Origin of the sequence: Dietzia sp. SYD-A1 (assembly GCF_015356725.1) — a bacterium.
Taxonomy (GTDB): Bacteria; Actinomycetota; Actinomycetes; order Mycobacteriales; family Mycobacteriaceae; genus Dietzia.
In genome coordinates this window covers 1-9865 of record NZ_JADDKI010000213.1, presented here as the reverse complement: position 1 = coordinate 9865, position 9865 = coordinate 1, and the positions used below count along the sequence as shown (strand labels likewise).

At 71.7% G+C, this 9865-nt stretch carries 8 protein-coding genes, 1 other RNA gene and 2 pseudogenes; 3 read left to right on the top strand and 8 right to left on the bottom strand.

Translation table 11 applies throughout. From position 1 onward, the window contains the following. The first annotated feature begins 170 nt into the window (after positions 1-170). Positions 171-1034, top strand: a complete 864-nt coding sequence (panB, locus tag IY392_RS09710; RefSeq protein ID WP_194861090.1) for a 3-methyl-2-oxobutanoate hydroxymethyltransferase — start codon at positions 171-173, stop codon at positions 1032-1034. A 17-nt stretch (positions 1035-1051) separates the two neighbouring features. Continuing rightward, the gene (pip, locus tag IY392_RS09705) at positions 1052-2047 is read left to right on the top strand and encodes a prolyl aminopeptidase (RefSeq protein WP_107756165.1); all 996 of its coding nucleotides are present in this window, start codon (positions 1052-1054) and stop codon (positions 2045-2047) included. A gap of 34 nt (positions 2048-2081) precedes the next feature. On the opposite strand, the gene IY392_RS09700 is transcribed toward pip, so the two are convergent. Beyond that, a complete protein-coding gene (locus tag IY392_RS09700; RefSeq protein WP_107758043.1) occupies positions 2082-2900 on the bottom strand; it encodes an SDR family oxidoreductase in 819 nt (272 codons plus the stop codon). A 65-nt stretch (positions 2901-2965) separates the two neighbouring features. Then, positions 2966-4474, bottom strand: coding sequence for an NAD(P)/FAD-dependent oxidoreductase (locus IY392_RS09695; protein ID WP_194861089.1), 1509 nt, complete (start codon positions 4472-4474; stop codon positions 2966-2968). A 152-nt stretch (positions 4475-4626) separates the two neighbouring features. Between IY392_RS09695 and IY392_RS09690 the strand changes: the two genes are divergently transcribed. Next, positions 4627-6294 carry a CYTH and CHAD domain-containing protein gene (locus tag IY392_RS09690; RefSeq protein ID WP_194861088.1) on the top strand — a complete coding sequence of 556 codons (1668 nt, stop codon included), beginning with the start codon at positions 4627-4629 and terminating at the stop codon, positions 6292-6294. An 11-nt stretch (positions 6295-6305) separates the two neighbouring features. On the opposite strand, the gene IY392_RS09685 is transcribed toward IY392_RS09690, so the two are convergent. The 6 genes and pseudogenes from IY392_RS09685 to IY392_RS09660 all read right to left on the bottom strand — a co-directional run. Continuing rightward, positions 6306-6479: an SPOR domain-containing protein gene (locus tag IY392_RS09685; protein ID WP_156607149.1), complete on the bottom strand. Its 174-nt coding sequence runs from the start codon at positions 6477-6479 to the stop codon at positions 6306-6308. 204 nt (positions 6480-6683) lie between these two features. Next, an RNA gene (gene rnpB, locus IY392_RS09680) (RNase P RNA component class A) lies at positions 6684-7112 on the bottom strand. Positions 7113-7127: 15 nt separating this feature from the next. After that, positions 7128-7763: pseudogene (locus tag IY392_RS09675) on the bottom strand (histidine phosphatase family protein); the annotation flags it as partial. Between the two features lie 8 nt (positions 7764-7771). Continuing rightward, on the bottom strand, positions 7772-8503 hold the full coding sequence (locus tag IY392_RS09670; RefSeq protein ID WP_194861087.1) for a zinc ribbon domain-containing protein: 732 nt from the start codon (positions 8501-8503) through the stop codon (positions 7772-7774). Positions 8504-8514: 11 nt separating this feature from the next. Beyond that, entirely contained in the window at positions 8515-9672 is a 1158-nt protein-coding gene (locus IY392_RS09665; protein WP_194861086.1) for a Nif3-like dinuclear metal center hexameric protein, read from the bottom strand. Continuing rightward, a pseudogene (locus IY392_RS09660) lies at positions 9669-9865 on the bottom strand (hypothetical protein); the annotation flags it as partial. The gene IY392_RS09665 and the pseudogene IY392_RS09660, both read right to left, overlap by 4 nt.

Sequence of the window (9865 nt, the reverse complement as noted above, 5' to 3'; positions counted from 1 at the left end):
CGACACGCCCACCGACCCCTCCCCGCGCCGTGCGGCCCCGGCCCAGGGACCCACGCCCCCGGGGTCGTGGCAGACTCATCGGCGACGGCGACGACCGTCACCGCCCCCTGTCCACCCGGGGACCGGCCCTCCTGCCGGCCTCGAGGTCACTGTAGGAAGGCCACACCGCCATGAGCGACAACCCAGACACCCCGATCTACGGCTCCGGTGGTGCACCGGACGCGGGACCCCGGGGGCTGACGCGGGTGACCAGGATCCACCACCTCGCCGAAATGAAGACCGCGGGGGAACCCTGGCCCATGCTCACCGCCTACGACTACGTCTCCGCGCGTCTGTTCCAGGAGGCCGGGATCCCGGTCCTGCTGGTCGGGGATTCGGCGGCCAACGTGGTCTACGGGTACGACACCACGGTCCCCGTGACCGAGGACGAGATGATCCCTCTGGTCCGCGCGGTCACCCGGGGAGCCCCGAAGGCGCTCGTCGTGGCCGATCTCGTGTTCGGCAGCTACGAGACCTCCCCGGCTCAGGCGGTGTCCGCCGCCACGCGGATGATGAAGGAGGGCGGCGCCCAGGCCGTCAAACTGGAGGGCGGCGTCCGGATGGCCCCGCAGATCCGGGCGATCGTGGACGCCGGGATCCCCGTGATGGCCCACATCGGCTTCACCCCCCAGTCGGTCAACGGCCTCGGCGGCTTCCGAGTCCAGGGACGCGGGGACGCCGCTGACGCACTGCGGGCCGACGCCCGCGCCGTGCAGGAGGCAGGAGCCTTCTCCGTCGTCATGGAGATGGTCCCCGCCGACCTCGCCCGGGAGGTCACCACCGAGTTGGACATCGCCACGGTCGGCATCGGCGCCGGGAACGGCTGCGACGCCCAGGTGCTGGTGTGGCAGGACATGGCCGGACACGGCACCGGGCGGACGGCGAAATTCGTCAAGCGTTACGCGCAGCTCGCCGACACGCTGCGCGACGCCGCCCGGGAGTACGGCGAGGAGGTCCGCGCCCGCGCGTTCCCCGGACCCGAGCACTCCTTCTGACGGCGCGGTCAGCCCCGATGACCCCACAGACCACGCTCCGCACCCCGTACCCGCGTATCGCGCCGTACGAGACCGGCATGCTCGACGTGGGCGACGGTCAGGGCCTGTACTGGGAGTGCTCGGGCAATCCCGACGGCGCCCCGGTGCTGTTCGTCCACGGCGGCCCCGGAGGCGGGACCACACCGGAGCATCGCCGGATGTTCGACCCGGAGTCCTACCGGATCATCCTGGTGGACCAGCGGGGCTGCGGACGGAGCACTCCGCACGTCGCGGACGGGGCGGACCTCGCCGTCAACACCACGTGGCATCTCACGGCCGACCTCGAACGCCTGCGTGAGGCGCTGGGGATCGACCGCTGGCTGGTGTTCGGGGGATCGTGGGGGACGACGCTGGCGCTGGCCTACGCCCAGCAGCATCCCGATCGCGTCCGCGGCCTGGTGCTCCGCGGGATCTTCCTGTGCCGACCGTCGGAGATCGACTGGTTCTACCGGGGCGGCGCCGCCCACCTGTTCCCCGACGCCTGGGAGGGCTACCTGGCGCCACTCGTCGCCGCCGAGGGCGCCGAGACGGTCCATCGGGACGGCTTCGACCACGTGGCCGCCTACCACCGCCTCCTACACTGCGGTGATCCGGCAATCGAGATCGCCGCCGCGCACGCGTGGACGACGTGGGAGACCACCACCTCCACCCTGCTCCCCCGGCCTCCCGCCGCGGACGGCGACGAGGCGGACCGGTTCGCCCTGGCCTTCGCCCGCATCGAGAACCACTACTTCGTCAACGATGCGTTCCTCGGCGGGCGGGCCATCCTGGACCGGATGGACCGGGTCGCGCATCTGCCGGCCGTGATCGTCCACGGCCGCTACGACGTGGTCTGCCCGGTCGCCAACGCCTGGGAACTGCATGCGGCCTGGCCGGGCTCCGAGTTGCACATCGTCCCCGACGCCGGGCACGCGATGGCCGAGCCCGGCACCACCCATCACCTGCTCGAGGCGACCGACCGCTTCCGGCCCTGAGCCCCACGCCCGGCTCGGCGAGGGCTTTCGGGGATCAGACGACCCCGAAACGGCGCGAGGCGGCGACCGTGGCCTTCTGGTACCCCGACGGGAAGAGTCGGACCATCGCGTCGATCACGTACGCGTCGGGGCCCACCAACACACGGGCTCGGCGCCGCTCGACCGCGTCGAGGATCACCCGCGCGGCTGTCGTCGCCTCCGTCCGTGCGAACTTGGAGTCGAAGATCGCGGCGAAGGTCGCGCTGTCCAGACCCTCGGCCGCGCCGGCGCTCCTGGCGACCGCGGTCTTTATGCCACCGGGGTGGACACAGGTGACGTCCACGGGCTGGCCACCGGCGAGCATCTCCATCCGCAGCGATTCGGTGAACTGCTGCACCGCCGCCTTGGCCGCGTTGTAGGCGTTCTGTGTGGGCACCGAGAGGATCGCGAAGATGCTGGAGATGTTGACGATGTGTCCGTCCCCGGAGGCGATGAGGTGCGGCAGGAACTCCTTGGTGCCGTGGACGACCCCCCAGTAGTCCACGTCCATCACGCGGGCGATGTCCTTGTACCCGGACTGCGCGACCGACCCGGTGAACGCGATCCCGGCGTTGTTGACGACGAGGTGGACCACGCCGAACTGCTCGACCACGCGGCCCGCGTACTCGGCGACGGCGGCCTGCTCGGTGACGTCGAGCCGGTCGGAGTGCACCTCCACCGACGATTCCGCTCCGATCAGCCTCACCGTCTCGGCCAGTCCGTCGACGTCCACGTCGCTCAGGGCCAGCCGGGCCCCCCGCCGCGCCGCCTCCCGCGCGAGCTCACGGCCGATGCCGGAGCCGGCCCCGGTGATGACGACGACCTTGCCGTCCATCTGCCAGCGGGGACGGCGGGAGGTCAGGCCACCCAGGGCGCCGAGCACCCTGGTGATCGGCGCGCTCACCGGAGCGCCTCCTGCCCGGTGGGCACGGCGGCGGTTCGGTCGACCTCGGTCCGGCGGTAGGCGCTCACATCGAACTCCCTCGTCTGGTTGCGGAAGGTGAAGGTGAAATCGGGCCACACGGCCGGGGCGTTGCCCTTGGCGTCCAGGTACCAGCTCTTGCAGCCGGTCAGCCAGACCGTCTTGCCGGTGTTCTCGCGCAGCTCACGGTTGTACGCGTTCTGGACCGCCGCTCGGACGTCGACCGTCTGCAGGCCGCGGTCGCGCATGGCGCGGATCGCGTCCACGAGGTAGTTCAGTTGGGACTCGATCATGTAGATGATCGACGAGTGACCGAGGCCCGTCGCGGGACCCATGAGGACGAACATGTTGGGGTATCCGGCGACGGTGGTGCCCTTATAGGCCTCCATCCCCTCGCTCGCCCAGGTGTCCGCGAGGGTTCGTCCCGCCGAGTCGCGGACGCGCTCGAAGAACGGCGAGTCCGTGACGTGGAACCCGGTGGCCACCACCAGCACGTCCGCCGGGTGCTCCGCGCCGTCGGAGGTGACGATCCCGGTCTCTGTCACCCGGCTGATGGGCGTGGTCACCACGTCGACGTTCCGGCGACCGAGCGCCCGGTACCAGGTGTTGGACAGCAGAATCCGCTTGCACCCGATCTCGAAGTGCGGGGTCAGAGCGGCCCGCAGCTCGGGGTCGCGCACCGACATCGCGAGGTGCGCGCGCCCGAGCGCCTTGATCGGGGCGAGTGCGGCCCGGGTCCGGGTCAGTCCCACGACCTGGAGCTCACGGCTCGCGTACTGCAGGCCCCGGACCGCGCGCTGCAGACCGGGGACCCTGCGGTAGAGGGCGCGCTCGAACCCCGGGTACTTCCGGTCGATGCGGGGCAGCACCCAGGGCGCGGTGCGTTGGTAGACGTCCAGGTGCTCGACGGCCGGGGCGATGGACGGCACCACCTGGATCGCGGAGGCTCCGGTGCCGATCACCGCGACGCGCCGACCCGCCAGGGGGACCGAGTGGTCCCAGCGGGCAGTGTGGAAGACGGGGCCCGCGAAGTCGTCGATACCGTCGATCTCCGGGAGCTTGGGCTCGCACAGCGCACCGACGCCCAGGACCAGCACTCGCGCGTCGTACTCCCCCGCCGTGGTGCTCACCGTCCACCGGCCGCGGTTCTCGTCGTACTGCGCCGAGGTGACGTCGACGCCGAACCTGATCTTGTCCCGGACCCCGTGGTCGTGCGTGACGCCACGGATGTAGTCGTAGATCTCGCCCTGGGGGGAGAACGCCCGCGACCACTCCGGGTTGAGGGCGAAGGAATACGAGTACAGGTGGGATGGCACATCGCACGCCGCCCCCGGATAGGAGTTGTCGCGCCAGGTGCCACCCACGTCCTGGCCCCGCTCGACCACGATGAGGTCGTCTACCCCCTCCTCGGTGAGTCTGATGGCCGCCCCGAGTCCGGAGAATCCGGCCCCCACGACGAGGACGTCGACTCGTGTCGTCTGATCCACTTCTTCTCCCCACGGCGAGCATGTGATCGGAACCACTGCGATCTTACCCGCAAGTAAGTCCGAGCCGGCACGGGACGTCGACAAATGGTGGGTGGCGGCCCGGTCGCGACGCACCGGACCCGATGTTCACCCGGGCCTGATACAACCAGTCCATGACGATCAGCGAGACGGTGGAGATCGAGAGCAAGTTCGAGGTCGACCCCGACACCCCGATCCCCGCCGCGGACGCCTTCGCCCCCCTGCTCGCGGACGACCCCGTCGTGCACGAACTCTCGGCCACGTACTACGACACCGCCGACCTCAGCCTCACCCGCCACAAGGTCACCCTCAGACGCCGTACCGGCGGCGACGATTCCGGCTGGCACCTCAAGCTCCCCTCCGAGGCCGGACGGGTGGAGCTGCGGCTCCCGCTCGACCACGGCGACGACGTTCCGGCCGAACTCGTGGCCGCGGTGGCAGGGCTGGTCCGCCGCCGACCGCTCGCGCCCGTGGCCCGCGTGGACAACAGGAGACATGTGATGCTCCTGCGCGATCCCGACGGAGCCGCCGTCGTGGAGTTCTGCGACGACCGCGTCTCGACGCAGTCGTTCGCCACCGGGAACGCGGACGGGGACTGGCGGGAATGGGAGGTGGAACTGGTCGATCCGTCCCGGCCCGGAGCGAGGGGCCATCTCGACACCGTCGCCACCGCGTGCACCTCCGCCGGGGCCACGACCTCGTCGTCGTCGTCCAAACTCGCCCGCGCCCTCGGCCCCCTCCCCTCGCCGGACGACGCGGGCGTCTCCGCGGTGAGGGACGCCCTGCGGGAGGACCTCGACAAGGTACTCGACCACGATCCCGCCGCCCGGCGCGTCACCATGGTGGGCGTTCACCAGATGCGCGTGGCGGTCCGTGGCCTGCGCAGCACCATCAGCTCGTTCGCCGAGGAGCTCGAGGCGGAGACCGAGGGCACGGAGATCGACCTGGCCGACCTGCTCGACGAGCTCAAGGTTCTCGCCGCGGTCCTGGGTAAGGTCCGCGACATCCAGGTGGTCGACCAGCGGCTCGGAGGGCTGGCCGCCGAGTACCCGGACGACGTCGTGAGCCCGCTGACCAGGCAGCGACTGAGCGACGAGCTCGCTTCCGAGGAGCGACGTGCCGGCGCGCGGGTGACGGAGGCGTTGGGGTCCGACCGCTACCTCGCCCTGCTCGACCGGCTGCACCTGCTCGTCGACGTCGCCGGCACCGGCTCGGGTGGCCGCTCCGGCACCGACTCGGGCTCCGGATCGGGGCCCCGTTCCGGGGACACCGCGCCGACCTCGAAGAAGCGCAGGCGCGAGGCCCAGGACATGGTCCTGCGAGGAGTCGACCGACAGTTCGCCAAGTTCACCAAGGCCCGCACCCGCACCGAGCGCGACCTCGACTCGCTCGAGCTGACCCTGGCCCAACGCGAGGAACTGACCCACGTGGTCCGTAAGCGCGCCAAGGCACTGCGGCGCAACGTCGGCGCCCTCCGGGAGTCGGACGGACTGACCGTCGCGCCGCTGCGCACCGCGTGCCAGCGACTGCACACCGTGCTCGGCGACGTCCAGGACAGCGTGACCGCCCGGATGTGGATCCGGCGGATCGCCAGGCGGGCGGAGTCCGCGGGCGAGCCGACCTTCGGTTTCGGCGTGCTCTTCGAGCACGAGCGCGGCTTCTCCGAGCGCGCGCTGGCCGGGTTCGAGAGCGATGCGGCCACCGTCACCGCCGCCTACCGAGAGCTGTCGGAATCCCGGCGCGCGGCGCGGCGGAGGAAGACGACGAACAAGAAGAAGAAGAAGAAGGGCACCGGCACGTAGCGCCGCCCTTCTCAGTCCTTCTCGTCCTCTGCGTCCCACGCCTCGTTGCGGGCCTTCGCCTTGTCCAGCGCGGCCTCGGCCTCGCCGCGGGTGGCGTAAGGGCCCATGCGGTTGTCCCAGTTGGTCACCTTGCCCTGCAACGCCTGGCCCGTGCCGATGTCGTAGTACCACTGTTCTTCCGACATGACGGGCCTCCTGGGATCGTCCGGTGATCTGCCGACCCGTCCGACTCTACCCGGGGTTGCGACCCGGCTGGCTCCGTCTCACCGACTTGCGCGCCCACTTCGGCTCGCGCGGCGGATTCGCCCGGGGATTCCGGCGATGCGCGTGCGGAATGGACCCGAGACGCCGCGCAAGCCCAGCGAGGCGCGCACACGTCAAGATCGAGGCGAACGAGCCGGCCTGTAAGCCGGATCCTGTGCCCCTCCGCGGACGGAGAGGCGACGACCATCCATCTGGGCACACCGTCGCCGGGTACCTCGAGCGGTCCACCCGCGGACTCGGGCGAGCAGCCCTCTCGTGCATCTCTGCACTCCATCCGCGCAGCCGCACCGCGGGCGGTGCGGCCTTCGACCTTGCTCCGGGTGGGGTTTACCTAGCCGCCCCGGTCACCCGGGGCGCTGGTGCGCTCTTACCGCACCGTTTCACCCTTACCGCGCTCGCGGGCGCGGCGGTCTGTTTTCTGTGGCACTGTCCCGCGGGTCACCCCGGGTTGCTGTTAACAACCACCCTGCTCTGTGGAGTCCGGACTTTCCTCGGACCGGGGCCTGCCACCTGGTGGCGCCGGTTCCCCTGCCCGCGGCCGTCCGGCCGACTCGTTCGCCCTGGCGAGTCTAGTCGAGGTGCGAGGTGTCGTTGACCAGGTGCACCGACGTGGGACCGTCGGGATAGAACCGCACGTCGGACACCGAGGCCAGGTCCAGGTGGAGCCGGAAGAGCAGCTCGTCGCCGGCGTCGAGGGCCGCCCTGATCGCGAGCTTGATGGGCGTGACGTGACTGACCACGGCCACCACGCCGCCCGGGTTCTCGGAGACGATCCGGCGCAGTCCCCGCTCGACCCGGGCGCGGACCACGGCGAAGCTCTCGCCCCCGGGGGGCGGCACGGCGGTGTCAGACATCCAGCGTGAGTGCAGAGCGGGGTCCTGCTCCGCGGCCTCGGAGAAGGTCAGACCCTCCCAGAGTCCGAAATCCGTCTCGATGAGGTCGTCCTCGACAACCAGCGGGACTCCCGTCGCCTCGGCGGCCCGCTCGGCGGTCCCCAGGCACCGGCGCAGCGGGGAGGAGACGACCGCCGAGAGCCCGGGGAGGCGGGCCAACCGCTCTGCGGTGCGCTCGGCCTGGAGCACGCCCAGCTCTGTGAGGTCGGGGTCACCCTGTCCGGAGTACCGGCGGTCCACCGAGAGCGGGGTCTGACCGTGACGGGCCAGCACGATCCGGGTGGGTCTCCCGGCCGCGCCCGTCCAGCCGGGACCCCCGCTCACGAGTTGGCAGTGCGGACGACGATCACGCCGCACTCCGGGCAGGTCAGGACGTCGTCGGCGGGTGCCGTACGGAACGCCGCCACGGTGGTGCGGTCGAGATCGATCGCGCAGGCCGAGCACCGGCCGCCGTTGAGGATCGCCGCACCCACGCCGGCCTGCTGTGCACTACGGGTATAGAGGTCGAGTAGGTCCGCGGGGAGGTCCTCCGCCTGGCGGGCCCGCTCGGCGGTCGTGGCGGTGACGGAGTCCTCGAGGTGGGCGAGTGCCGTGTCGCGGACGGTGGTGGCCATTCCGAGGCGGGCGTCCAGGTCGGTGATGATCGCGCCGGAGTGGCGGACGTCGGCGTCCACCGCCTCGTGGCGCTCGGTCAGCTCGGAGAGTTCGGCCTCCAGGTTCTCCTGACGACGGTGGAGCGATGCCAGCTCGTACTCGAGCTCGGTGGCCTGCCTGTCGGACAGGCCGCCGGCGGCCAACGCCGCGGAGTCGCTCTCGCGACGCCTCCGCACGGCGTCGAGGTCCGAGCTCAGCTTGGCGATCGCGCGATCCAGGTCCTCCACGTGTATCCGAGCCCGCGCGGCGGACTCCACGGCAGCCCGGCGCTCGGCCTCCAACGTGTCCACGGTGGCCTGCTCCGGGAGGGAGCGCCGACGGTGGTCGAGGGAGCCCAGGCGCAGGTCGAGCTCGGCGAGGTCGACGAGTCGACGCTGGAGGGTGGGATCGGCCTTCATGAGGGCCAAGACTACCGCCCGTCGCCCGCCGTCCCCGACGCCACCGTCCAGGGGTCGGTGCGCAGGTCGCAGACGGTCGCCGCGACCCCGACCCCCTCCTCGAGCAACGCCGCGGCCTGCGCACACCACGGGTACTCGAGTGCCCAGTGCGCCGCGTCCACCAGCGCCGGGCCGCCTCCCCGCAGGTGCTCGTCGACGACGTGGTGACGCAGGTCTCCGGTGAGGTACACGTCCGCCCCGGCCGCGCGGGCCGCCCCCAGCAGCGAGTCGCCGGAGCCGCCGCACAGCGCGACCCTCCTGATCTCAGTGTCCGGATCACCGGCGGCCCGGACCCCCCACACGGTCCGGGGCAGTCTGGCGCCGACGAGCGCGGTGAACCCGGCGAGTGTCATGGGCGCGGGCAGGTCGCAGACGCGGCCGAGGCCCGTGTCCTCCGGGCCCGGGCCGGGTCCGGCGTGGTTGACAAGCACGTCCATCGCGGGTACCTCGTACGGGTGTGCGGCCGTCACCGCACGGCGCACCTCGGCCCGCAGTTCGGGGGGCGCCACGAACTCCACCCGCGTCTCGGAGACCTGTTCCGGTTCGCCCACCTGACCCCTCGCGGGGGTGGTCCCGTCGCCGGGCCGGAAGCGACCGGTGCCCCGCACGGAGAACGAACACTCGGTGTACCCGCTCATCCGGCCGGCGCCGGCGGCGAAGACGGCGTGAAGGAGGTCCTCGACGTCGTCGTCGGGCACCGTCACCACCCACCTGTCAACGGTCCCGTCACCGGTCGGGACCAGCGGTCGCCCGGGATCCAGCCCCAGCGTCTCCGCCAGGGCGTCGTTGACGCCGGGCCGCGCGGAGTCGGCGTTGGTGTGCGCGGCGTACAGGGCACAGCCGCCCACGACCAGGCGGTGCAGCAGCCGACCCTTGGGGGTGTCGGCGGCGAACGAGTGCACCCCACGCAGCAGGGGCGGGTGATGGACCAGGAGCAGATCGGCGCCCACGGCGAGCGCGTGGTCGACCACCTCGTCGGTGGCGTCGACGGCCACCACGACCGTCCCGACCTGCGCGGCGGGGTCGCCCGCGACCAGCCCGACACGGTCCCAGGACTCGGCCAACCGGGGTGGGTACGCGTGCTCCAGCAGGTCGATCACGTCGGCCAGGGTGGGCCCACCGGTGGTCATCGTCGATCCCCTTCCCGCTCCGCCCGCCAGGCGCGGACGAGTGCGTCCACCATCCTGCCGTCGCGGACGGCCAGGCGCAGGTGGGTGGCGTCGAGTCCGGGGAACGTGTCACCGCGGCGGGTCGCGATCCCCCGGCGCGCCAGGCCCGCGCGGAACGCGGCGGGATCCGCGCGGGCCGGGGTGCGTACCAGGA

What these genes read in the sequence shown, in the direction of transcription:
- IY392_RS09670 (WP_194861087.1), bottom strand. Translation starts at nt 8,503, where the DNA reads ATGAAGGCCGATCCCACCCTCCAGCGTCGACTCGTCGACCTCGCCGAG.
- panB (WP_194861090.1), top strand. Translation starts at nt 171, where the DNA reads ATGAGCGACAACCCAGACACCCCGATCTACGGCTCCGGTGGTGCACCG.
- IY392_RS09665 (WP_194861086.1), bottom strand. Translation starts at nt 9,672, where the DNA reads ATGACCACCGGTGGGCCCACCCTGGCCGACGTGATCGACCTGCTGGAG.
- pip (WP_107756165.1), top strand. Translation starts at nt 1,052, where the DNA reads ATGACCCCACAGACCACGCTCCGCACCCCGTACCCGCGTATCGCGCCG.
- IY392_RS09685 (WP_156607149.1), bottom strand. Translation starts at nt 6,479, where the DNA reads ATGTCGGAAGAACAGTGGTACTACGACATCGGCACGGGCCAGGCGTTG.
- IY392_RS09700 (WP_107758043.1), bottom strand. Translation starts at nt 2,900, where the DNA reads ATGGACGGCAAGGTCGTCGTCATCACCGGGGCCGGCTCCGGCATCGGC.
- IY392_RS09690 (WP_194861088.1), top strand. Translation starts at nt 4,627, where the DNA reads ATGACGATCAGCGAGACGGTGGAGATCGAGAGCAAGTTCGAGGTCGAC.